The organism is Sorangium sp. So ce367, from assembly GCF_051520455.1.
Taxonomy (GTDB): Bacteria; Myxococcota_A; Polyangia; order Polyangiales; family Polyangiaceae; genus Sorangium; species Sorangium cellulosum_B.
Genome location: NZ_CP150334.1, coordinates 1,408,388 through 1,430,340, shown reverse-complemented (window position 1 = coordinate 1,430,340; position 21,953 = coordinate 1,408,388). Strand labels below are relative to the sequence as shown.

Below are 21,953 nucleotides of genomic sequence, written 5' to 3'. Positions count from 1 at the left end.
GTCACTCCTCCCGGGCAGCCATGGTGTGGAAGGCGTCCGTCTGCGTGAGCTCGATGAGGAGCTGTTTCACGTTGTATCCAGACGTCTTGAAGGCGGCCGTGACGGCCTCTCGTGTGCACTTGTCCTCGGCGCGCAGCGTGAGGCCGTAGGCGTATTCGATCCAGTGCGTCGCGAAGCAGCTCTGCACGTCTTCCGTCTCGGCGAGCTTGCGCACCAGCTCGATCGGCCCGCTCACCGTCCCCTCCGTGCCCGGCACCGAGCCGCTCGCGTCGATCGCGACGTCGTTCTCGGTCGCGCGGAACAGCCCGACCGCGTCGTAGTTCTCGAACGAGAAGCCGACAGGATCCATGAACTGGTGGCACGTCGCGCAGACCTGATCCTCGCTGTGCTGACTGAAGCGCTCCCGCGCCGTCTTGCCGGTGTACGGGTCCGGCGGCTTCACCTTCTCCAGGATGTCGCCCGTGGGGAGCGGGATGACATGGCACATCAGCTTCTGGACCACGAAGGAGCCGCGGACCACGGGGTTCGTCATGTTCGAGTGCGTCGTCCCGGCCATCACACCCGCCTGGGTGAGGAGCCCGAGGCGCTGGGTCGTATCGAGCTCCACGCGCTGGAACGCGTCCCCCGTCACGCCGGAGACGCCGTAGAACGCCGCGAGCGGGCCGTTCATGTACGTGTACGGGGCGGTCAAGATGGACGGCCAGGTGCCGGCCTGCTCGAAGATCTCCTGCTCGAGGAACCGCTGCGTCTCCTCGCGCATCAGCGAGCCGATCGTGCGAGAGAAGGTCGGGAAGGCCTCCGTGTCCCGCTCGAGATCCGCGAGGCTGCTGATGGGGAGCAGGCTGTCGAAGAAGAACCGCACGACGGGCCGGGCCCGAGGGTCGTCGAGCATGCGCTCGGCGTGCGAGCGCACGCCTTCCTTCGTCGCGAGCTCCCCCGCCTGCGCGGCCGAGCGCAGCCGCTCGTCGGGCATCGTGCCCCAGAACAGGTACGAGAGCCGCGTCGCCATCTCGTCGCCCGTCGGCCGGCGGAGCGCCGGGCGCGCGGGATCGGGCGCGCCCCACTCGACGCGGTAGAGGAAATCGGGCGACTGGAGCACCGCCTCGATCACCATCGCGATGCCGGCGGCGAACGTCGCGTCCTCTCGCCCGACGCTGTACAGCGCCAGGAGCTCGTCGGCTTCGCCGGCCTGGAGCGGCCGGCGATAGGCGCGCGCCGCGAGGTCCTCGACGATCGTGCGCGCGCACGCTTCCTCGCTCGCCGCCGTCACGTCGCCCGCGCAGGGAGCGAGCCTCTCGAGCGCCTCCGGCGTCGCGGTCGCGCGCTGGGCGATGCCCCCCGCGATGGTGCCCAGCTGCTCGGCCAGCAGGCTCGAGACAGACAGCGTGTCCGCGTCGTTGCCGAAGCCGTTCCCGATATCCTCGCTCGGCAGCGAGAAGGCTGGCTCCGTCGTGTCCCCCAGGAGGTCGCGAACCGTGTTGTTGTATTCGAAGCGCGTCAACCGCCGGAGCGGCGCTCGCCCGGGATACACCGTGTCGTCCCGGCAAACACCGATGGGATCGTCGGTACCAGGTTTGCCGGAGCCGGAGCCGGAACCGGCGCCCGGCTCACCCACGGATCCCGTACAGCCGCCGGCGAGGACCAGCGCGATCGGCGCGGCCCACCGAGCGCCTCCGCGACGGCGCGCAGGCTGGTGACGCGAGGGTCTGGACATCGTTGTCGCTCCTCACCAGCGCTGGGAGCGCTGAAGTCCCGCGATTAGACAACGAGCGCTCTTCAATCGCCAGGAAATTGAGAGCGGATCCCTCCCCTTCGACCGCACAGGAGCCGTCGGGGCCGTCCCGGCGGCTCCGTGATTCCAGTGACGGCGACATGATTTGATTCTTCAGGACGTGTTGCCTCCCGGCGCGCACACGTTCCGTTCTGCAGCGAAAAATCACACGAACACGGCGCTTCTTGTCGGCTGCAATTTTTCTCGCGGTGAGCGTTCACATTGGATGGGCAGTTTCGCGAAGCCACGGTCACGGAGGTGGATTGGGCTCCAGCTCCGTGATGTGCTTCGTCGCGTTTACCGGGCGAGCGCGATGGCGAACGGCGCGAGCCCTCGCCTTCGCAGCACGGACGGGACGAGCAAGGCGACCGCCTCGGGGCCACGAGCGGTCTCGATGTCTCCGAGATCTTCGATCCAGTCGGCCGGCCAGCCCAGATCGCCGAGCAACCGTCCGACGACCGCCTTCGCGCCCTCGTCGTTGCCGGAGAGGAACGCGGTCGGGGCGGCGCGCAGGCTCGTGGGATCCGCCATGACGGTGAACAGCATGGTATTCAGCGTCTTGACCACGGCCGTCTCGGGCAGCGCAGCCTGCAGGCGCTCGGCGACGCTGCCGTTCGGGTAAAGCAGGCTGCCGGGGAGGCCGTCGCGGCCGCGCAGCGTCGCGTTGGAGACGTCGACAAGGATCTTTCCCTTCAGCGCGTCGCGGAGGGCGCCGAGCCGCTCCACGCTCGTGTCCCCGGGGGTGGCGTTGATGACGATCGCGGCCAGGCGCGCGGTCTCCGCGTGATCCCTGAAGTCGACGCGCGCTCCCGACCATTTCAGCGCCGCCTGCGCCGGGTCCCTGGTGCCGATCGTGACGGCGCGCCCGGCGCCCGCGAGCTTGTTGGCGAGGACCGTGGCGACACGGCCCGAGCCGAGGATTCCAATGTTTCCCATGAGTTGATCCATGTTCAGCCTCCTCCTCATCATCGGATGGTCGACAGGACGCCTACCGCGCCGGCGTGGAGCCCGGGCGCTGCAGCCAGGAAGTCCTCGCTGGCGAGGCTCCACCGCTCTCCGCGTGTGTCCGTGACCGTGCCCCCGGCCTCCGCGACGAGCAGCGCCCCGGCGACGAGCCCGGAGCGGATCTGGCTGTACTGCCAGAAGACGTCCATCCGGCCCGCCGCGACCTGAACGAGCTGGAGGGTGGCCGGAACCGAGACGCGCAGGACGAGCGCGCTCCCGAGCATCGCGGTGACGGACATGCCGATCCGCCGGTACGTCTCGTCGTCCTCACCCGGCTTCGCCTGGCCGGTCCCGACGAAGGCGGCGCCAAACTCCGTCTTCGCCGACGCGCGGATCCTCCTGGTCCCGAGGTACGCGCCGGCGCCCTTCCGGGCGGTGTATGTGTCGCCGGTCAAGGGCAGGTGCACCGCCGTCAGGACCGGCTCGTTGTCGCGGACGAGGGTCGCCGTGACGCACCAGTCCGCCATCCCGTGAACATGGTTGATGTTCCCCTCGACGGTGTCGGTGACCCACCACTCCCCCGGCGGGAGGGGCCCGCACTCGAGCTCGTCCTCGACCCACCGGGCCTCCGGGCGAGCGCGCGACAAGGGCTCGCGGAGCGCCTCGAGGGAAACCGCATCGTTGGCGCCGAGCGCGGCGAAGATGTCCTCCCGGCTCCTCGGGCGCGGCTCTGTCGAGAAGCGACCGACGAGCCGCTCGCCCGCCGCGGAGAGCGCCGCGACGACCGCGGGCAGCAGGGGCTCGTCCTCCGCGCGGCCCGGGCCTCGGTCTCGCCACATCACATCGTTGTTCATCTGCTCGGAATGCTCGGAATGAATCGACATGAATCCTCCTCGGACGAGCGGCGCGCGCGTGGTCGCGAACCGCTGAGCCACCGTACGGAGGAATAAACCCTGGACGACTCATACCGTCCAATGCATAGTTGCTATGAGGAATAATTACTGCCATGCATGTGGACCTGAACCTGTTGCCGGCGCTGGACGCGTTGCTCGAGGAGAGGAGCGTCAGCGCCGCGGCGGCCCGCTTGCACCTGTCCCAGCCCGCGATGAGCCGGACGCTGGGGCGCATCCGGGACGCCACGGGGGACCCGATCCTCGTGCGCGCCGGCCGGACGATGGCGCTCACGCCCCGCGCGCTGGCCCTGCGACAGGAGGTCCAGGCCATCGTCCAGCGAGCGCACGCGGTGTTCGCGCCCGAGCGGGAGCTCGACCTGGCGAGGCTCGATCGGACCTTCACCGTCCGCTGCCACGACGCGCTCACGACGGCGCTCGGTACGCGGCTCTTGCGAGCGGTGCAGGAGCAGGCGCCTCTCGCGAAGGTCCGGCTCCTGGCCGAGCCCGCGGGAGATACGGACGACCTGCGCCAAGGGCGCGTGGATCTCGAGATCGGCTCGACGGAGCCCGCGCTCCCCGAGATCCGTGGGGAGCTGGTCGGCGAAGATCGCGTCGTCGTCGCCCTCCGCCGGGCCCACCCGCTCGCGCGCGGCCGGCTCACCGCCAGGCGCTACGCCGAGGCGCTCCACGTCATCGTCTCACGCCGTGGCCGCCTGCGCGATCCGATCGACGAGGCGCTCGAGGCGCTGGGGCTGCGGCGGCGCGTCGTCGCGGCGGCGCCCACGTGCGCGGCGGCCATCCATTTCGCCCACGAGAGCGATCTCGTCGTCGCGCTGCCGGCGCGCGTCTGCGGGCCCATCGTGCGGGCGCTGGGCCTCAGCACCCGTCCGCTGCCGCTCGACGCGCCGGAGCTCAGGATCGTCCAGCTGTGGCACCAGCGCTGCGAGGGCGACAAGGCGCACGCATGGCTGCGCGGACACACGCGCGAGATCCTCCGGGCGATCTGCCGTGGAGAGGCGTGACCCAGCAGCAGCGTGCCGGTCGGCCGGCGCTCGCGGGCATGGCGTCGACCCGCCTGGCGAGCGCGCTCCGCCGCCGGAGGTCGGGCCGGCGCGGCCCTCAACCCCTCTCAACCCCTCTTCCGGCGGCGCGGGGCCTTGGCGGCCGCCGCGGGTGCCCCGGCGCCGTGGCCGCAGCGCAGCAGCGCCTCCCAGAGCGCCTGCGCGACGACGCCGTGCGGGCGGTCGCGGCGGCGGATCACGAAGAGCTCCATGGTGTCGGCCACGAACTCGGGGACCTGAAGCGCCACGAGCTCGCCCGCCTCCAGCGCGCCGGCGGCCACGTGCTCGGGCAGCCCGCCCCAGCCCATGCCCGCGAGGAGGACCTCCTTCTTCGCCGCGACGTCGGTGACCGTCCAGCGCAGGCCGCCCTCCAGCACGTTCAGGGACGGCGAGGCGCTCCCCCTCGCGCTGTCGCGCAGGATGATCTGCGCGTGCGCCCGCAGCAGCGCGGGCGGGATCGGCGCGCCGCAGGTCGCCAGGGGGTGATCGAAGCGCGCCACCGGGATCACCCGCACGTCGCAGAAGCGCGCCGTCTCCACCGCTGAGCCGTCGATCCCGAGCTTCGTGGCGACGGCGAGATCGGCGCGGTCCTCGCGCAGCGCGTCGGCGGTGCCCGCCAGCCGCTCGGTGCCGAGCTCGATGCGCACCAGGGGATAACGCGCCAGGAGCCCCCGGAAGATGCCCATGATGGGGCCGAGCGGCGTCACCGCGTCGACGGCGAGCCGCACGATCGGCTCCACCTTCCCGGAGAGGCGCATGCCGAAGCTGCGCAGCGCCTCGGTGCCCTCGATGACGGCCGCGGCGCGCTCGTGGAACAGGCGGCCGGCGTCGGTGAGCGTGGCGCGGTACTCCCGGCGATCGAACAGCTCGATCCCCAGCTCGCGCTCGAGGTTGCGCACCAGCTTGCTCACGGCCGGCTGGGACTTGTGCAGCCGCGCGGACGCGGCGCTGAACGTGCCGTCGCCCGCGACGGCGAGGAAGGCGACGAGCTGATCGTAGGTCATGGCGAGGCCCGCAGGATCAGAACCTGGAGTTATGAAGTCGATAGAAACATACCACTTTCTCGGTTCGAGGGACGGTCCTAGGTTGTCGGCGCGAAAGGAACGACACTCCATGTCCACCAGGATCGATCGCGTCATCATCACAGGCGCCAGCAGCGGTATCGGCCTCGACCTCGCCAGGAGCTTCCTTGCCGAGGGATCGAGCGTCGTCATGAACGGCCGCGACCCGGAGAAGCTCGAGCAGGCGCGGCGGAGCCTCGACGGCGGGGCGCGCGTCGTCGCCGTGCCGGGCCACGTGGGGGATCGGGCCACGGCGCGGGCCGTCGCCGCGGCCGCGCGCGAGCGCTTCGGCGGCGTCGACGTGCTGATCAACAACGCCGGGATCTTCGGCGTGAAGCCGTTCCTCGAGAGCACGGAGGAGGACCTGGAGCGGTTCTTCACCACCAACGTGAAGGGGACGTTCCTGATGACGCAGGCGGCGGTGCCGCTGATGATCGAGGGCGGCGGGGGCTCGATCATCAACATCGGCACGGTGCTCGTCCAGCAGGCCATGGCGCGGATGCCGGCCTCGGCCGCCATGGCCAGCAAGGGCGGCGTCCACGCGCTCACCGTCTCGCTGGCCGCCGAGCTCGCCGCCCACAACATCCGCGTGAACACGCTGGCGCCCGGCATCATCCGCACGCCGCTCATCGGCGAAGGGGCCGATTCGATGGCCTCGATCCACCCGCTGGGGCGCGTCGGCGAGGTGCGGGACACGACGGAAGCGGCGCTGTTCCTTGCCAGGGCCGGCTTCGTGACCGGCACGACGCTCGACGTGGATGGAGGCTACTCCCATGGGCGCTGAGGGCCGACAGCACGTGCTCCTGGTGGGGCTCCACATGGCGGACGAGACGTCCTACGCCCGCTACCGCGCCGGGATGATGCCGATCCTCTTGTCCTATGGCGGCGCGTTCGGCCACGATTTCGTCGTGGCGCGCGTGCTGAAGGGGGATGAGCGGATCAACCGCGTCTTCACCCTCCTGTTCCCCGACCGCGCGACGCGGGAGCGGTTCTTCGCCGACGCGCAGTACCGCGCCGTGCGCGCCGAGTTCTTCGAGCCCGCGGTCGCGGCGACCTTCATCCTCGGCGAGTTCGAAGCGCCGGCGGTGTGAGCCGCGTGCCGCGCGGCGAGGGAGCAGAGCGTCGCATCACCGGCGCCGGGCTCAGGGCCATGATCTACCGGTCGCCCGATCGGCCGATCGAGCGGCGGGAGCGCCGGCCCGGCGTGACACGCCCGCTGGATTGCGGATGGCCTCAAGGCGTGTAGACGATGTCGCCGTCATCGAAGAGGCCGCCGGGGATCGAGACGCCGACCGCGCCGTAGTAGTTCACGTCGACGGCGTCGACGCCCGCGCCTGGGCTGCCCAGGTCCGAGAAGGTGAAGCGGTTCGCCGCAGCGAACGCGCCGCCCGAGGTCCAGCACGTGCCATGTCCATCGAAGCTCCAGCTTCCGCCGCTCACGGTATGGGGACGGAAGCGCAGGTAGCGGCAGGTGACGGGGTCTTCGCCGGGATTGTGGATGATGATCGTGAAATGCCCCCTGAGCGAGCCGTCGACCTGCTGGCTCACCGAGCCCATGAAGCTGGCATGGCCGCGCACGCCCCATCCGGAGAGCGTCGGCAGCGGCCCGGCCGCCGCAGGGGACGAGAACGCGGTGACGGCCAGGCCGGCGGCCATCGTGAGGGACATGACGAGGGAGCGGGTCTTCTGGGTCGTGTTCGTGGGCAGCATCGGTTCTCCTTGGTCGTTGCAGCGAGCGTCGCGCGGCTTCTTTCGTGCGGGGGCGAGGAGGACACTCGCATGAGCCGTACCAGGGCCAACGAGGGGAGCGGGGCGAGGGTGAGAGGCGGTTTCAGCCGAGATCCTGGCGGCGGCGCGGCGCGAGAGACGCGGGGCTGGAGGGACGCGCCTCCATGTCTGGTGGTGGCTCGCGGCACCACCGGGGGGCGCGAGCCGTCGTGCCTTGGTGAGAGGGCGTCGCAAGCAGGCTTCGCTCGTGGAGCGAGAGCTCGACATCACCGAGATGGCCACGGACACCATGATGCAAGCGAGCCTTTCTGCAGCTGCACGGGGTCCATTGGCCCTCCCGTTCGCCGGCCGTGCTCGTCTTTCACGGACGCGTCCTCCCACCTCCTCCGACGTGTCCGGTTGCGCGGCCACGGCCGGCAGGTGCGGGAACAGCAGGATTGACCTTGCGGACGCCATGTTCCTATCATGCCTATCCCCCGCGCTCATGCAGGTGGAGCCGCGACGGCGGCTCCGCCCCGGCAAGCGGCGGCCCCCCCAAGCTCTCCGAGGTCCCGATGAGGTTTTCGCGCTTCGTTTCCATCCTCGCCACCGCGGTCGCGCTCGGTCTCTCGCACGCCCCCGCGGCGCTGGCCGACGACGCCGCCGACAAGGCCCTGGCGGCGACCGAAGCGGCCATGAACAAGGCCAAGACGCTCTACTTCGAATACGAGGCCAAGACGGCGGAGAGCGGCAAACCCGACAAACCCGCCGGCATCAACGTGTGGATGAAGGGCGAGAAGCGCCTCACCGAGTTCACCGCTCCCGCGGACCTCAAAGGCACCAAGGTCCTCATCCTCTCCCCTACCGAGATGTACGTCTATCTGCCGTCCTTCGGCAAAGTCCGCCGCATCGCCAGCCACACCAGCGATCAGAGCGCCTTCGGCATGGCCTTCAGCCAGGAAGACCTGGCCACCCAGAAGTACGGCAGCTACACGCCGGCCGTCAGCTCCTCCAGCGGCAAGGAGGTCAAGCTCACGCTCACCCCGAGGAGCGGCCAGACGACCTCCTACGCCAAGATCGAGATGACGATCACGAAGGACAAGAACGTCCCCAGCGAGCTCAAGTATTACAACACCGAGGGCAAGCTGGTGAAGACCGAGACCCGCACCGGCTACTCCTGCGACGGCGACGTCTGCACCCCCGGCACCCTCAAGATGGTGGACCACACGAAGAACCTCACCACCACGCTCACGCGCAAGAAGGTGAAGGTGAACGAGGCCATCAACGACGACACCTTCTCCAAGCGCAACCTGGAGAAGTGAGCGACACGGCCGTCGAAGGCCACCATCTCCCGAAGCGCTCGACCCCAGGGTCGCCTCATCGCCGATGAAAGGGCATCAAGAATGAAGCAGCACGCCTCGCATGGGCTGCTGGTCGCGCTCGTCCTCGTGGGGGCAGCGTGCCGGCCGATGCCGAGAGAGAGCCATAACGCCTCGACTGCGCCGAAAGACGCGATGGAAGGTACGATGAACGACGCGACGGCAAGCCAGCGCACAATACCGACCGAGAGCGGATACGCGGATGTGAACGGGCTGAAGATGTACTATGAGGTACATGGGAAGGGTAAGCCCATCGTCCTGTTACATGGCTCGTTCATGAACATTCCCATGAACTGGGCTCACGTCATCCCTGCGCTGGCACGAGGCAGGCAAGTGATCGTGGCCGAGATGCAAGGCCATGGCCGGACGCGAGATGTACCTCGGGAGTTCAGCTACGAAGGCATGGCCGATGATGTGTCCGGACTGCTCAAGCACCTGAAAATCGCGAGCGCTGACGTGCTGGGGTACAGCATGGGGGGAGGCGTGGCCTTTCAGGTGGCGATACGCCATCCCGAGCAGGTCCGCAGGGTCGTCATCTTGTCGGGCGTCTATGCGCACGACGGGTGGTGGCCGGATGCAGAGGCCAGCTTCGCCACGATGAACGCAGACATGTTCAAAGGCACCCCCATCGAGGAGCAGTACCTCAAGTTCGGGAACGACCCGGCACGCTTTCCTGAGTTCATCAAGAAGGTCATCAGCGTGGACGTGAAGCCTTATGACTGGTCCAGTGAGGTGAAAGGCATCGAGGCGCCCATGCTCATCGTCCTTGGCGATGCCGATGGCATACGGTACGAGCATGCGCTCGAGCTCTTTCGGGCCAAGGGCGGCGGAAAGATGGGAGACATGCACGGCTTGCCGAAGTCTCGTCTTGCCATCCTCCCGGGCACCACGCACATCGGGATGATGCAACGGGGGAGCTGGCTCGTGCCCATGATCACCGAGTTCCTGGACTCTGACCTGAATCCATCGCCGCCGACGTTCTAGCGAGCGATGAGGCTGCCGATCGCGGACCAGGACGTTCGGTGAGGAGGAGCTCGGGGGAGGGAGCGGCGCAGGAGGGGAAGCGGCCGAGGAGAGGGGGAAGGGCCAGCGCAGGTCGCGCTCGAGGCGGCTCGCTCGGGGCGGGCGCTGGCCTTGGGGAGGTCTCGTCGTGCCGGCCGGTCACCGGCTATCGGCCGAGCGTCGGTCAGTCACGGTGCGGCGCGCAGAGGCGGCCGTTGTTGTAGTTGTCGAGCTTCGTGGCGAGCGGCTCGCCGGTCGACCAGGGCGAGTTCTTGCCGCCCTCCTTCACGTTGCTGCCGAGCGGGTACTTCTTGAGCCAGGCGTCGGCCGCGGCGATGGTGTCCTCGATGCAGCTCGACTGGTTGCCGATACCGACGTTGAGCTTGGCGACGATGAGGTGCTTCGCGATGATGTAAGTGACGTCACCCTTGGTCGGACGGCTGATGATGTCGAGGAGCTGGGACTTCGTGTACGTCTTGCCGCCGATGGTCAGCTGCGAGACCTTCCAGGCGCCCTCGTGGTTCTTCCAGTAGCCGGGGGTGCCGGTGCCGGGGGAGGCGCACTGGCAGGCGCCGCAGTCGGCCGCGCAGCTCGAGCAGTCCTCGGAGCCGGCCTTGCAGACGCCATCGCCGCAGACCGGCGGGCACTCGCCGCAGTCGGCCGCGCAGCTCGAGCAGGTCTCACCGGCCTCGCAGACGCCGCTGCCGCAGACCGGCGGGCAGATGCCGACGTCGCTCGGGCACTCGAGGCAGTTCTCGCCGGCCTCGATGACGCCGTTGCCGCAGACCGCGGGGCAAGCGCCGCAGTCGCCGGTGCAGGTCGAGCAGTCCTCGCCGTTCTCGCAGACGTTGTTGCCGCAGACCGCGGGGCAGGCGCCGCAGTCGTCCGAGCAGCTGCCGCAGTCCTCGCCGGCCTCGCAGGTGCCGTTGCCGCAGACCGGCGGGCAGGTGCCGCAGTCGTCCGCGCAGGTGCCGCAGCTCTCGCTGCCGTTGCAGGTGCCGTCGCCGCATGCGGGCGGGCAGACGTCGCAGTCGGCGCTGCAGCTGCCGCAGTCCTCGCCGGCCTCGCAGGTGCCATTGCCGCACTGGGGCGGGCAGACGCCGCAGTCGACGGCGCAGGTGGAACAGCTCTCGTCGCCGCCGCAAACGCCGTTGCCGCAGGAGAGCTGGTAGCCGAAGTCCGCGTCGAGCAGGTCCTGTGCCCAGCCGAGCGAGACCACGCCCACGTTGTCGAGCCCGCCGTCGGGGTCGGCCGTCGGCTCCTGTCCGGCGAGCGGACCGCTCGTCATGAAGTTGTCGGGCGTGACGACCACCGAGTAGGTGCCCGCCGGGAGCGTGTCGAAGAGGTAGAAGCCGGGCTGGCCGGTGTAGGGGCTCGTGCCGGTGATCGTGAAGTCGACGAGCTGGGCCCCCTGGAACAGCTCGACACGGACGCCGTTGACGCCGAGCTCGCCGGTCTCCGGCTCGTAGAGCCCGTCGGCGTCGCTGTCGAGCCACACCGTGTCGCCGATCGACGAGTACGTCACGTAGCCGAAGTCGGCGTTGGCCACGTTCTCACCCACGCCGAGGGACACGCCGAGCGGCTCGTCGTCGCTGGTCAGGATATGGCCGAGCGGGAGCGTCGCGTCGTCGACGTCGACGACGTAACAGCCCGCATTGAGCTCGGTGAAGCGGTAGACGCCGTTCGCGCCGGTCACCGCCGTCTGGAGCATGGCGCCGTCGGCGACGCCGTCGCAGTTCGGGTCGCCGAAGAGGTCGACGACGACGCCGGAGATGCCGAGCTCGGAGGCGTCCTCGATGCCGTCCGCGTTGGCGTCGAACCACACCTTGTCGCCGATCGAGCCCTTCGGCACCGTGTAACAGACCTCGAGGAGAGGGCGGTAACCCATGTCGGTGTGGGCGCTGCCCTTGTACGACGTCTTCCCGCTGGCGCCCTCCTCGAGGAGGATCCCGTAGCTCGGCGCCGTCCCGCTCACCCACTGCTGCACCATCCCGGTGAGGTCGACCGAGCTCCACCCGGTGACGTTGGGCACGAACGTGGTGAACGCGGCGGGGTCCATGCCGCCGAAGTTGTTCCACGTGACGAGCGACTCGCTCCAGGGAGCGAGCACCTGGTGGACGTACACGGTCTTCGCGGTGCTCGTGTACGTCAGGGCGTAGAACTTGGCCGACGTGACGAGAGAGCCGGCCGGGATGGGGCTGAGATCGAAGCGGAACAGGGCGCGCTTCTCTCCGACCGAGCTGGAGAACCCGGTGTTGACCTCGAAGGGGGACGGGACATGGTAGCTCGGGGCGAGGCTCCAGATCTCCGCGTTGTAGATGTCGCCCAGGACACCCCGCTTGATGACGGTGCACGTGGGAGACGGAGCGGTCGTGTTGGCGAGGCTGGTGGCGGTGATGAACAGCGTGGCGAGCGCGGCGGAAGATGCGATTGCGATCTGCTTCATTGGTAGCTCCTCGAGGTCCTCACGGGTGAACCATTGCTGGAGCGTCATCCGAATAGCAGGCGCCATGACACACGGGTCAGGCGAGGTCGGTTTCGCGGGCTCCGGTCGGAATGAGCCCCCGCGTGCTGATCAGGATCGGATCAAGTACGCGGGTGCTTGTGCTTCGATCGGAGGGCGGATGCGCAAGGTGACAGTGTTCAAGATAGCAACTCGACTACGAAGGTGTCCAGATCTTTTTGAAGACAGACCAGAAAAATATATCGAGTTGCGCAGTGACAATTTTGGGTCGTGTGGTGACGTTTTTCGGCGTCTCGCGTCGTCTCGAGATCTGTGGGGAGGAACGCAGAGACGAGCGTGGTCTGTCGCATCGATGTCTCATCGACATCGATGGCCAGTGCGCAGCTCGCGGTCCGCGGGTCGCGGCGTGCCCCGGGCGGCGCGTGCGGCGGCGGCACGCTTTCACGCTCAGCACGCTCAGCACGCTCAGCCGGATCAGCAGCCCTCGCCGACCCTTCGCGGAGGCCGAGGGACGAACAGGATCGGATCAGGTACGCGGGAGTGTCTGACGAGATTTGATGCAGAATGCGCACGGGACCATTTTTCAAGATACCGAGTCTTCGCTTCGCCTGTCTAGATCCTTTTTCGCCGCGTGAGCTTTTTATCTGGCTCGTGGTCTCGCGTGCGGGCTCGCGTGCGGGCTCGCGTGCGGGTGGGTGTCAGGCGGCGGGCGCAGCTCATCGCGCACCGTTCATCACATGCCCGCAAGCTGCTGCGCGCTGCCGCTGCTGTGGGGCGAACTTGATGGTCCGCCGCCGCTGGTACGGCTGCACACCAAAGCCGGCTCACCGAGGCGCCCGGCCCAGGATGGTGGGCCCGGCCACGCGCTTACCGCGGATCGAGACGCTGAGCGGGACCGCGGCCGGGCGGGCGCTGCTGGCGGCCGATTGGCGCGACGCCGGGCGGCCATCGAGCGGCTGGAGCGGCTGGAGAGGGACGGGCTGCTAGCGTAGGCGTAACCGCGTCCGCCGGGTCCGGCGAGCGCCGAATAATCGGCATGGGCTTGACGACCATCCCCCCGGCGGAACGACAATACGCCACAATGATAACGGTCCGTCCTCCTCCGATGACGGCCGAGCTACTCGAGCGCACGGACGGGTACGTGGTCGCGGTGTGGCGGCGGCTCATGCTGCTGATCTGGCGGGGCGAGGCCACCGCGGTCGGGATCGATCGCTCGCGAGAGCTCTTCGCTCGCTGGTCGGCGGGCCAGCCGGGCGGCGCGGTCTTCGTCGTCGTCCTCCCCCTTCAGGGCACCCTACCGCCGGACGAGGAGAGCCGGGCCGCGATGCGGCGGGCGGCGAGCTCCCCTTCCCGGAACCTCAGGGGCACGGCCACGCTCGTCGAGTCGGAGGGGTTCATCGCCGCCTCGGTCCGCTCCATCATGATGCTGCTGCAGACGGGGCGGGCGCCGAACGTCTTCCGGACGACCGGCGAGCTCGCGACCTGGGCGGCGACGCTCCTGAAGGACCCCAACCTCACCTCCGCCGGCCTCGCGGAGGCGATCCGCATGGCGCGCGAGGGGTGAGCCAGCCCGCGCGCGGGCGGTTCTCCGGCCTCGCGCGCCACGTCCTCTCCCGTGCGCGGGTCCCACTCGACCAGCAACCCCGGCTCCGCCCCTGGCGGGTCCGGTCCAGGGGCGGACAGCCCCCGGTCGGGTCTGGAGCGAAGCCCCGGCGAGGCGCTCACCCCGCGGGCCCTGCCTCCGGGATCGGCACGCGGCCAATCGCGTAAGGCAGGATACGCGCGATGTTGCGCGCGTCGTCGATCCCGCGGTGGTGTGTCCCGTGGAGCGGGAGTCCGAGCCGCTCGAGCGCGCTCGCCATGCCGTAGCGCTGGGTCACCCCGAGCGCCGCGGAGAAGCGCTTCTTGATGTTCATGTGCCCCTGCAGCGGCAGGGGCACGCCCCAGCGGGCCGCGTCGATCTCGAACTGCTTGCGGTCGTAATCGCCCCACGAGCAGAAGAGCGCCTCCCGCTGGCCGACGAAGCGCCCGAGCGCCGCGATGGCTTCGGGGAACGTGGGCGCGGCGTCGACGTCTGCTTGCGTGATCGTGGTGAGCTTCGTGCAGAACTCCGTGAGCTTCGGCCGGATGACCGGGCGCACGAAGGTGGCGAGCTCGCTCACGGGCTCGAGCGTCGCGCCGTCCACGAGGACCGCGCCGATCTCGATGATCTCCATGATGCGCTCGGGGATGCGGCCCTCCTCGTCGCACGTCGCCTCCAGATCGATCACCAGGAAAAACGCAGGTTCTTTTCCCATGTCCGTCCTCCTCTCTGCTGGACCTTGATAAGATCGGCGCGAAGAAAATGCCCGGACACGAAACCGGACAGGCCGCTCCCGCGGGCTTTTCCTGGGAGGATTACGTCGCCTGGCTCGTCGCGCAGCACGGCTCCTTGACGGCGGTCGCCGAGCGGCTCTCCTCCCTGCGTGGCTACGAGGACGACGTGACCTCGATCGAGCGCGCCCTGCGCCGCCTGCGGACGCGTGGCCAGCGGGACGGCGGGACCTGGGGGGCGCGCGCCCTCGGGGCCTTCGGCTTGCCGGAGGCGCTCACCGAGCGCGCCCGCTGGATGGGCGCCTATCACTCGCGGTTCACCGACCTGCCCCTGCCCCTCGCCCAGGACCTCTTGCGCCTCTGGGATCGACCGCCGGTGAGCGAGGATCCGACCTCCCACGTCTTCCTCGCCCTCGCCCACGCCACCTGCGTGCTGCGCGGCGACGACCGCGAGGCCGGAAAGACGCACCTCGCCCGCATCCGGCCGCTGCTCGGAAAGGCCCCGCCCGAGGCGCGGGTGGAGGCCCTGCTCACAGAGGCCTTCGTGGCGAGCCGCGATGACGTCGCGCGCGTGCCTGGCCTGCTCGACGAGATCGAGCCGCTCTTCGAGCTGCCGATGCCCGCCTGCGACCGAGCCTGCCTGTTCGCGCGGTGGATCGATCAACGCGCCTTCGAGCGGAACCGCTCCTGGGGCGGCAAGCAGCCGGATCCGGCGGCCGCGGAGGCGCTTTACCGGCGCATCCCGGAGGACGGTCCGGCCTTCGCGCGGTCGCGGCGGGCAAACGGGCTGGCGTACGCGCGGTGGAAGCAGGGTTTCCCCGAGGAAGGCGCGGCGCTCGCGCGCGAGGCGTGCCGGCACGCGGGGGACGGCGGGCACCTGCGGATGCGCGCGATGGCGCTGAACATGCTGGCGCGGATCGTGGGCGGCGACGAGGGCGCGGAGGCGAGGCGGCGGGCGATGGCGATCGCGAACGAGCTCGAGGACGAGGTGCTCAGGCTGCGGTTCGAGCGGCGAGCGGAAGCGGGAAACAAGCGCTGAGGCGGACCAAGCCGCCTTCTCGACCTCCTCCTTTTCCTTCCGGGAGACGGGCAGCACCCCGGCGAGGGAAGCGTCGGAATCGTGCCAGATGGCCCGCGACGCCCGGACGGCGCGCTCGTGCTCTCCGAGAGGCCTTTACGCAGGGCGCGACTTCGCCGATCCTGGTGGAATGAATTTACGTCTTGTTTCAGCTTTGGCTTTTGCTGTCGCGCTTCATGCATCCGGGTGTTCGGACGCCGGCACCGATCCTGGCGATTCCGGCGCCGGCGGCGGCGGTAACGGGGGGGCGGGCGGGGAGGACGACAACGGTCTCGGGGAGATCGCCGGCGGCGGCGGAGGGACCGAGCTCTCGACCGCGGTGAGCGTGATCATCACGGCCGACAATGCGTACGGCTTCGGCTACGGAACCGGCGACGGGCTCCTGAACTATTTCGGGGGCATCGAGAACACCCTCGCCGGCAAGATCTTCTCCTGTCCCATCGGCAACGGGCCGGAGTCGTACACCGTGCCAGCGGCGTCCGCGAACGCCGGGCATTATCTCTACATCATCACGTATGCCGACAAGTCCACGACACAGGGCGTGATCGGCCAGTTCTTCCGCGAGGGGGCCGCTCCCGTCTTCACCGGCAACGGCGCGTGGGAGGTCTGCGCGACGGGCGAGGACTACGACCTCGGCTCGAACGGGCCGACGCTGGAGACCATCAACCAGTATATCGCGCGCTGCAACAGCGGTGATCTCGACCCGCAGACGACAAGCGCCGGCTGGGTGACCACCGAGGCGTCCGCGCACGGCCATGTGGCGTTCGGAGAGACGAACGACACGGAGCGCTCGGTCCCGGAGCCCGGCAATGAGTTCTCCATCGTCTGCGACATCGACGAGGCGGCTCGGTGGATGTGGTACGAGTGGGATCCGGACCGCAGCGCCGGCAGCCCCTTCATGTGGCCTGAGACCAGCGGCGGCAACGTCACCAAGGACTTCTTGATCTTCCGCCTGGGCGCCGAGTTCATCCCCGAGGTCCCGCGCTAGAACAACGATCACGTTGAAACCCGGAGAATTTTCACAGGGAGGCGGGGAGGCGGGGAGGAAGAAAAAAGAAATGAATTTCTCCCTCTTGCCTTCTCTCGCTCCCCGCCTCCCCGTCTCCCTGTGAAATTCCCGTTTTTTTCTCGTGGTTTCAACCCGTGTGTCGCTCTAGGCTCGCCGCCCGCAAGGAGCGGCTGATGAAACCAACCTATTGCCTCTTGCTCGCGCTGGCGCTCTCCACGGGCGCGGGCTGTGGGGACGAAGAGATCACGAACGGCGGGCAGGGAGAGACGCTGCCGTGTTATCCGCCGGACGCCGCGGTGGCCGATGGCGACCCGAGCGCGCTTTACGCGGCCAGCGACGTCCCGCGCTTCGACTTCCGGCTTCGCGACGAGACCTGGGCGGACCTCCAGGCCAACGCGATCGAGGAGGAGTACGTCGAGGCGGAGGCCTGCTACAGGGGCAGCAGCCTGGGCCTCGTGGGCCTGCGCTTCAAGGGCGGCTACGGCACCCTCGAGATGTGCGTCGAGGAGCAGCAAGAGCTCCCCTGCGCGAAGCTCAGCATGAAGGTGAGGTTCGACGAGTATGTCGACGGACAGCGCTTCTTCCGGCAGAAGCGCCTGAACTTCCATTCCATGGTCCGCGACCCCACGAAGCTCCACGAGCGGCTCGCCTATGATCTCTACAGGGACATGGGCGTGGCCGCCCCGAGGAGCGCGTGGGCCACGCTGCACGTGAACGGCGAGCCGCTCGGCCTCTTCTCGATGGTGGAGGACGCCGACGGCCGCTTCACGAAAAACCAGTTTCCCGAGGATCCGGACGGCAACCTCTACGAAGCAGCCTGGCCGGTCTCGACCGACCCCGCTTACTATGCCGAGAAGATCGAGACGAACGAAGAGGAGGCAACGCACGAGCGCTTCATCGCGTTCGCGGAGGACCTCGCGTCCACCGAGGGCGCGGAGCGCCTCGCCGCCCTGTCGACATGGATGGATGTCGAGGAGCTCCAGCGCTACCTGGCCGTCGACGACGCCATCTTGAACTGGGACGGGATCACCACCTTTTACGTCGGCGAGGACGGCTCCGCCGCGAACCACAACTACTTCGTCTACGAAGAGCCCTCGTCCGGCACGTTCCGCATCATTCCGTGGGATCTCGACAACACATTGAGCCTGGGCAGCTGGCGCTTCTTCGGCGGGGCGGCTCACTGGACGGAGACGCCGGAGATGTGCCCCGAAGACGTCCCGGTGCTCGAAGGCAGAGCGCAGCTGCGCGTACCCGGCTGCGACGTGCTGTTCAGCGCCCTTCGCCAGGACCTCGCGGGCTACCGGAGCGCGGTCCGGGGCCTCCTCGACGGCCCGTTCCGCGAAGGGCGGCTCGAGGAGCAGGTGGACCGCTACGCCAAGCTCATTCGCTCTTCCGTCGAGGAAGACGTGCATGGGCCCCCCCTCCCCGCGTGGGCGGCGGACGTCGCGTACCTCAGGAGCGAGCTGTCGGAGATGCGGAGCCGCATGGAGCGCTTCCTCGACGAGGCGGCGCGCACGGAGCGCGGCGAATAAGGGGCTCACCGCGCGGGCGGCGCGCCACGAAGGGGGCCGCCTTCGCGCCACGGCGAGGCGTGCCGCGGCACACGTCGCCCTCCGGGCGTCCCTGATCCGCGCGCTTCGAGCCCTCGAGGAGGTCACGCCGGGTACGCGGGGAGCACGAGGTCGCTGGCGGCGCTCGTGACCATCTTCTCGAACCAGCGGGACAGCGGGCGCGAGGTGAGCGCCCGGTACATCGTGTTGCGCAGCGCGAGCTGCACGCGGGTCGGCGGTGCGAAGAACGAGCCGACGTGCTTCGCCCCCTGCTGGCAGCGCCGGGCATATCGACGGATCCGCGCTTCGTAGCGCTGGAACGCGGCGCGATGGTCTCCCTTCGCAACGGCGAGCTCACCCGCGAGCACGTACGCGCAGACCACGGCGAGGCCGGTCCCCTGCCCTCCGATGGTGCCGCCGTAGCCGGCGTCGCCCAGGAGCACGACGCGACCCCGCGAAGTGCGATCCATGTCGATCCACCCCACGGCGTCGAAATACAGACTCGGACTCTGCCTCATCGCCTCGAGCAGACGCGGCACCTCCCACCCCATCCCCGCGAACCGCTCGGCGAGGATCGCCTTGTGCTGCGCCACGTCGCGCGGATCGTGGTCGAGCGGCCTGGAGGCGAACATCAGGAGCGCTGTCGCCTCCTCGGGGCGGCGGGCGCTCGCGATGCTGGCCGCCCGCCCCGGCTCGCTGAAGATGAGGCCCTGGTGATCGAGGCCGAGGTGGTTCGGCGCGGCGAACGTCGCCACGTAATGGCCGTGGAAGCGCAGGAACCTCGACTCGTCGCCGAACGCGAGCGCGCGCACGCGGGAGTGCAGCCCGTCGGCGCCCACGACAAGGTCGAAACGCCTCGGCCGGCCGCGTTCGAACGTGACGTCGACGCCGTCGGGCGTGTCGGTGAGCGAGGCGATGCTGTCGCCGAACACGAACTCGGCCGCGTCCTTCGCGGCCTCGTGGAGGATGCGGCTGAGGTCGCCGCGCTCGATCTCCACGTCGCCGCTCGCGAACGCCGCGGGGAGCGTGACGAGGCGCCGGCCGGCCTCGTCCACCATCGCGAGATCCCGCATGTGGGTCTGATGCTGTCGAATCGCGTCGAGCACCCCCATCTCGCCGAGGACGCGCAGGTGCGTCGGCCCGCGGAAGTCCACGGCGTTGCCTCCTGCCCGCAGGGCGGGGGCGCGCTCGACCACGGTGGGGGTGAACCCGCGACGCGAGAGCCAGTAGGCGAGCGCGGGGCCTGCGATGCCTGCGCCGGAGACGAGAACGGTGCCATTCGACATGGGGACCTCGGGGGGAAGGTTGCGTACGACGTACGCAACCGACTGCGTACGGCGTACGCACCAGCATGGCGACGACGGCGGCGCTCGGCACCCCGCGAACGGCGCATTAGCCGAATATTCTAGGCTAGAACAGCTGCGGTCGCGGACTGCGTCCCGGCAGCATCGCCCGCTCTTTCAACCGACCATCTGTGCTAGTACAGTCACCATGCCTCCGGTGAAGCGCGGCACGTCGACGAACCGCCGCAAGTCGGCCGACGGACCGCCCTACCTGCAGATCGCGAACGACTTGCGCGCGCGCATCGCGTCCGGGCGCCTCCGTGCGGGCGATCGCGTCCCTTCGACGCGCCAGATCGTTCGCTCCTTCGGCGTCGCGCTCGCCACCGCCACCAAGGCGCTGTCGACCCTGCGCCACGAGGGGCTCATTCGATCGGTCCCGCGCTCGGGCCACGTGGTGGTCGAGGGCGACCGCGCGGCACGTGAGCCGTCCGAGCGAGGCGGCGCCTTGACGCGCGAGCGGATCGTGCAGGTCGCCATCCGGCTCGCCGACGACGAGGGGCTCGACGCCCTCTCCATGCGCGGTGTCGCCGCGAAGCTCGGCGTGCCGACGATGTCGCTCTACCGGTACGTGGAGGGGAAAGACGCCCTCGGGCTCCTCATGATCGACGCGGTATTCGGCGAGCACCCGCTGCCGGGGTCGCCTCCTCGCGATCTGCGCGAGGCCCTGATCCGCGCGGCCCGCGCGCAGTGGGCGCTGTACCGGCGGCACGGATGGCTCGCGCACGTGCTGCCGCTCGCGCGGCCCGTCGCGCTGCGCAACGTGATCGCGCACGCCGAGTGGATCCTGCGTGCCATGGAAGCCCCCGGGATCGACGCGGCGACCCGGCTCGAGGCGCACATGACGCTCTACAGCTACGTTCGTGGCGTCGCCGTGAACCTCGAGTCGGAGCGCGAGGCCGAGGCCACCACGGGGATGACCGAAGCGCAGTGGAACGAATCGCAGGGGGCCGCGTTCCTGGCGATCGCGACGTCGGGGCCGTATCCGAGCTTCGCCAGGCTGCTGAACGAGCTCTAGGGCGGGTACGATTTCAACCTCGATCGCGTGTTCGAGTTCGGCCTCCAGCCGATGATCGACGGCCTCATGAAGACATTGCGGCCGCGCGAATGAACGGGCCCGCGGCGCAAAGCGCGCGATGAGCGAGCGGGCCCCCGCCGTGAAGGCGTAGCGCCGAGGCCTCGACCCGGCAGCCGAGGCGTTCACCAGGGCGAGGGGGGCAGATTACTACCCCCGTGTCGGTGTATGCATTTTTGCACGGTCCTGGGCGCACATTGCGAATCGACGGTTCGTCCGCCGGCGGGTACCAAAGCATTGCAACGACAGCAGGGCAGGCCCCGCGCCCCCCGCCCCTTCGTCGGCCGCGGCGCCGACGGTCGCGCGTACAACAAGGCCTGGGACGCGTCGGTCGTGAGCTCCGACGGCACCCTCTGGCACCGTTCGCGGGACCTTTGACCCCGAACGGCCCCGGGCGGGGCGCCGCTCGTCAGCGGCGCCCTGGGGTCCCGAGGTGCCCGCGCAACGCCTCGGTGACGAGCTCGATGACCGCCCGCACCGGCTCGGCGAGGGGCGCCTCTTTGCGGTACACGATCGAGAGCCGGCTCTTCCCGAGGCTCTCGCCCGTGAGCCGCCGGAGCGAAGGCTCGAGCGAGGCGAGCAGGCAAGGCAAGATGGCGATGCCCATGCCCGCGACGCAGGCGGCCAGAAGGTCGCTCACCTCGCGGTACCGCATGAGCACGCGGGCGCCCTCGCTGCGCTCTTCGAGCCACCGGGCCAGAGGGGCGTTGCTGACGCCCGCCTCGAAACCCAGCAGATCGTGCCCCCGGAGGTCGCACGAGCCGGCCGAAGCCGGGTGCCGCGCCAGGTAGGCTTCCGAGGCATACAGCGACCAATCCAGCTCGCCGACCTTCCTGGCGATCAGATCGTCGCCGTCGACCGTGCCCGAACGCAGCGCGACGTCGGCCTCTCCCTTTCTGAGGTCGGCCGGGCGGCTACCGCTGAGTATCTCCAGGACGATTTCGGGGCGGGCGGCCTGGAAGGCGCCGATGTGCGGGGCGAGCAAGCGGCCGAAGGCCGAGGGGGTGGCCAGCTTGACCCGGACGGTTTGCGACCGCACGGCCGCTTGCACCGCGAGCGCCGCCTGCTCCATTTGCTCGAGCAGCGGCGCGACCGTCTGGCCTATCGCCGTGAGCGAAAGCCCCTCGGGGCCGCGCGTGAGCAGCGGGGCGCCCAGCGCCGTTTCGAGCGCCGCGAGCCTGCGGCCTACCGTCGAGTGCTCGACGCCCAGCGAGCGCGCCGCGCCAGCCAGCGTTTTGGCCCTCACCGCGGCGAGGGCGTAGCGAAGGTCGTTCCAGTCGAGGTCTGACGGCTTGGTCACGAGGG

At 69.4% G+C, this 21,953-nt stretch carries 19 protein-coding genes; 10 read left to right on the top strand and 9 right to left on the bottom strand.

Going from position 1 to position 21,953, the window contains the following annotated elements; translation table 11 throughout:
* Window position 1: 1 nt before the first annotated feature.
* The 3 genes from WME97_RS05395 to WME97_RS05385 all read right to left on the bottom strand — a co-directional run bounded on the left by WME97_RS05395 (window position 2) and on the right by WME97_RS05385 (window position 3,555).
* Window positions 2–1,714: a DUF1592 domain-containing protein gene (locus tag WME97_RS05395; protein ID WP_437549937.1), complete on the bottom strand. Its 1,713-nt coding sequence runs from the start codon at window positions 1,712–1,714 to the stop codon at window positions 2–4.
* 354 nt (window positions 1,715–2,068) lie between these two features.
* Entirely contained in the window at window positions 2,069–2,707 is a 639-nt protein-coding gene (locus tag WME97_RS05390; RefSeq protein WP_437549935.1) for an NADPH-dependent F420 reductase, read from the bottom strand.
* Window positions 2,708–2,736: 29 nt separating this feature from the next.
* Window positions 2,737–3,555: an inositol monophosphatase family protein gene (locus WME97_RS05385; RefSeq protein ID WP_437555314.1), complete on the bottom strand. Its 819-nt coding sequence runs from the start codon at window positions 3,553–3,555 to the stop codon at window positions 2,737–2,739.
* A 167-nt stretch (window positions 3,556–3,722) separates the two neighbouring features.
* On the opposite strand from WME97_RS05385, the gene WME97_RS05380 reads away from it, so the two are divergent.
* Entirely contained in the window at window positions 3,723–4,631 is a 909-nt protein-coding gene (locus WME97_RS05380) for a LysR family transcriptional regulator (RefSeq protein ID WP_437549933.1), read from the top strand.
* A 107-nt stretch (window positions 4,632–4,738) separates the two neighbouring features.
* Here WME97_RS05380 and WME97_RS05375 read toward each other — a convergent pair whose 3' ends face one another.
* Window positions 4,739–5,674, bottom strand: coding sequence for a LysR family transcriptional regulator (locus tag WME97_RS05375; RefSeq protein WP_437549931.1), 936 nt, complete (start codon window positions 5,672–5,674; stop codon window positions 4,739–4,741).
* A gap of 109 nt (window positions 5,675–5,783) precedes the next feature.
* Here WME97_RS05375 and WME97_RS05370 point away from each other — a divergent pair, with 109 nt between their 5' ends.
* Both WME97_RS05370 and WME97_RS05365 read left to right on the top strand, forming a co-directional pair.
* On the top strand, window positions 5,784–6,515 hold the full coding sequence (locus tag WME97_RS05370; protein WP_437549929.1) for an SDR family NAD(P)-dependent oxidoreductase: 732 nt from the start codon (window positions 5,784–5,786) through the stop codon (window positions 6,513–6,515).
* Window positions 6,505–6,822 carry a DUF1330 domain-containing protein gene (locus tag WME97_RS05365; RefSeq protein WP_437549927.1) on the top strand — a complete coding sequence of 106 codons (318 nt, stop codon included), beginning with the start codon at window positions 6,505–6,507 and terminating at the stop codon, window positions 6,820–6,822. Before WME97_RS05370 ends, WME97_RS05365 begins: the two co-directional genes overlap by 11 nt.
* A 142-nt stretch (window positions 6,823–6,964) precedes the next feature.
* Here the strand turns inward: WME97_RS05365 and WME97_RS05360 are convergent, their stop codons facing one another.
* Window positions 6,965–7,441, bottom strand: a complete 477-nt coding sequence (locus tag WME97_RS05360; protein WP_437549925.1) for a hypothetical protein — start codon at window positions 7,439–7,441, stop codon at window positions 6,965–6,967.
* A gap of 572 nt (window positions 7,442–8,013) precedes the next feature.
* Here WME97_RS05360 and WME97_RS05355 point away from each other — a divergent pair.
* Together WME97_RS05355 and WME97_RS05350 are read left to right on the top strand one after the other, a co-directional pair.
* Window positions 8,014–8,760, top strand: coding sequence for an outer membrane lipoprotein-sorting protein (locus WME97_RS05355; RefSeq protein ID WP_437549923.1), 747 nt, complete (start codon window positions 8,014–8,016; stop codon window positions 8,758–8,760).
* An 81-nt stretch (window positions 8,761–8,841) separates the two neighbouring features.
* On the top strand, window positions 8,842–9,801 hold the full coding sequence (locus tag WME97_RS05350; protein WP_437549921.1) for an alpha/beta fold hydrolase: 960 nt from the start codon (window positions 8,842–8,844) through the stop codon (window positions 9,799–9,801).
* Window positions 9,802–10,003: 202 nt separating this feature from the next.
* On the opposite strand, the gene WME97_RS05345 is transcribed toward WME97_RS05350, so the two are convergent.
* The gene (locus tag WME97_RS05345) at window positions 10,004–12,265 is read right to left on the bottom strand and encodes an SdrD B-like domain-containing protein (protein ID WP_437549919.1); all 2,262 of its coding nucleotides are present in this window, start codon (window positions 12,263–12,265) and stop codon (window positions 10,004–10,006) included.
* A gap of 1,123 nt (window positions 12,266–13,388) precedes the next feature.
* Between WME97_RS05345 and WME97_RS05340 the strand changes: the two genes are divergently transcribed.
* Window positions 13,389–13,847 carry a hypothetical protein gene (locus WME97_RS05340; protein ID WP_437549917.1) on the top strand — a complete coding sequence of 153 codons (459 nt, stop codon included), beginning with the start codon at window positions 13,389–13,391 and terminating at the stop codon, window positions 13,845–13,847.
* 157 nt (window positions 13,848–14,004) lie between these two features.
* On the opposite strand, the gene WME97_RS05335 is transcribed toward WME97_RS05340, so the two are convergent.
* Window positions 14,005–14,580, bottom strand: coding sequence for an exonuclease domain-containing protein (locus tag WME97_RS05335; RefSeq protein WP_437549915.1), 576 nt, complete (start codon window positions 14,578–14,580; stop codon window positions 14,005–14,007).
* Between the two features lie 47 nt (window positions 14,581–14,627).
* Between WME97_RS05335 and WME97_RS05330 the strand changes: the two genes are divergently transcribed.
* The 3 genes from WME97_RS05330 (at window position 14,628) to WME97_RS05320 (ending at window position 18,215) form a co-directional block, all read left to right on the top strand.
* Complete coding sequence (locus WME97_RS05330) at window positions 14,628–15,635, top strand: hypothetical protein (RefSeq protein WP_437549914.1); 1,008 nt, start codon at window positions 14,628–14,630, stop codon at window positions 15,633–15,635.
* Window positions 15,636–15,828: 193 nt separating this feature from the next.
* A complete protein-coding gene (locus WME97_RS05325; protein WP_437549912.1) occupies window positions 15,829–16,662 on the top strand; it encodes a hypothetical protein in 834 nt (277 codons plus the stop codon).
* Between the two features lie 194 nt (window positions 16,663–16,856).
* Window positions 16,857–18,215, top strand: a complete 1,359-nt coding sequence (locus WME97_RS05320) for a CotH kinase family protein (protein WP_437549910.1) — start codon at window positions 16,857–16,859, stop codon at window positions 18,213–18,215.
* A 122-nt stretch (window positions 18,216–18,337) separates the two neighbouring features.
* Here the strand turns inward: WME97_RS05320 and WME97_RS05315 are convergent, their stop codons facing one another.
* Window positions 18,338–19,519, bottom strand: a complete 1,182-nt coding sequence (locus tag WME97_RS05315; RefSeq protein WP_437549908.1) for an FAD-dependent monooxygenase — start codon at window positions 19,517–19,519, stop codon at window positions 18,338–18,340.
* A gap of 205 nt (window positions 19,520–19,724) precedes the next feature.
* Here WME97_RS05315 and WME97_RS05310 point away from each other — a divergent pair, with 205 nt between their 5' ends.
* Window positions 19,725–20,591 (top strand): GntR family transcriptional regulator, encoded by an 867-nt coding sequence (locus tag WME97_RS05310; RefSeq protein WP_437549907.1) that lies wholly within the window; start codon window positions 19,725–19,727, stop codon window positions 20,589–20,591.
* 466 nt (window positions 20,592–21,057) lie between these two features.
* Here the strand turns inward: WME97_RS05310 and WME97_RS05305 are convergent, their stop codons facing one another.
* Window positions 21,058–21,948, bottom strand: coding sequence for a LysR family transcriptional regulator (locus WME97_RS05305; protein ID WP_437549905.1), 891 nt, complete (start codon window positions 21,946–21,948; stop codon window positions 21,058–21,060).
* Between the last annotated feature and the right edge of the window lie 5 nt (window positions 21,949–21,953).

Excerpts from the sequence above, each read along its gene's own strand:
- WME97_RS05350 (WP_437549921.1), top strand. The coding sequence starts at position 8,842 with ATGAAGCAGCACGCCTCGCATGGGCTGCTGGTCGCGCTCGTCCTCGTG.
- WME97_RS05310 (WP_437549907.1), top strand. The coding sequence starts at position 19,725 with ATGCCTCCGGTGAAGCGCGGCACGTCGACGAACCGCCGCAAGTCGGCC.
- WME97_RS05365 (WP_437549927.1), top strand. The coding sequence starts at position 6,505 with ATGGGCGCTGAGGGCCGACAGCACGTGCTCCTGGTGGGGCTCCACATG.
- WME97_RS05315 (WP_437549908.1), bottom strand. The coding sequence starts at position 19,519 with ATGTCGAATGGCACCGTTCTCGTCTCCGGCGCAGGCATCGCAGGCCCC.
- WME97_RS05395 (WP_437549937.1), bottom strand. The coding sequence starts at position 1,714 with ATGTCCAGACCCTCGCGTCACCAGCCTGCGCGCCGTCGCGGAGGCGCT.
- WME97_RS05390 (WP_437549935.1), bottom strand. The coding sequence starts at position 2,707 with ATGGGAAACATTGGAATCCTCGGCTCGGGCCGTGTCGCCACGGTCCTC.
- WME97_RS05380 (WP_437549933.1), top strand. The coding sequence starts at position 3,723 with ATGCATGTGGACCTGAACCTGTTGCCGGCGCTGGACGCGTTGCTCGAG.
- WME97_RS05330 (WP_437549914.1), top strand. The coding sequence starts at position 14,628 with ATGCCCGGACACGAAACCGGACAGGCCGCTCCCGCGGGCTTTTCCTGG.
- WME97_RS05340 (WP_437549917.1), top strand. The coding sequence starts at position 13,389 with ATGACGGCCGAGCTACTCGAGCGCACGGACGGGTACGTGGTCGCGGTG.
- WME97_RS05385 (WP_437555314.1), bottom strand. The coding sequence starts at position 3,555 with ATGTGGCGAGACCGAGGCCCGGGCCGCGCGGAGGACGAGCCCCTGCTG.
- WME97_RS05370 (WP_437549929.1), top strand. The coding sequence starts at position 5,784 with ATGTCCACCAGGATCGATCGCGTCATCATCACAGGCGCCAGCAGCGGT.
- WME97_RS05335 (WP_437549915.1), bottom strand. The coding sequence starts at position 14,580 with ATGGGAAAAGAACCTGCGTTTTTCCTGGTGATCGATCTGGAGGCGACG.
- WME97_RS05355 (WP_437549923.1), top strand. The coding sequence starts at position 8,014 with ATGAGGTTTTCGCGCTTCGTTTCCATCCTCGCCACCGCGGTCGCGCTC.
- WME97_RS05360 (WP_437549925.1), bottom strand. The coding sequence starts at position 7,441 with ATGCTGCCCACGAACACGACCCAGAAGACCCGCTCCCTCGTCATGTCC.
- WME97_RS05375 (WP_437549931.1), bottom strand. The coding sequence starts at position 5,674 with ATGACCTACGATCAGCTCGTCGCCTTCCTCGCCGTCGCGGGCGACGGC.
- WME97_RS05345 (WP_437549919.1), bottom strand. The coding sequence starts at position 12,265 with ATGAAGCAGATCGCAATCGCATCTTCCGCCGCGCTCGCCACGCTGTTC.
- WME97_RS05320 (WP_437549910.1), top strand. The coding sequence starts at position 16,857 with ATGAAACCAACCTATTGCCTCTTGCTCGCGCTGGCGCTCTCCACGGGC.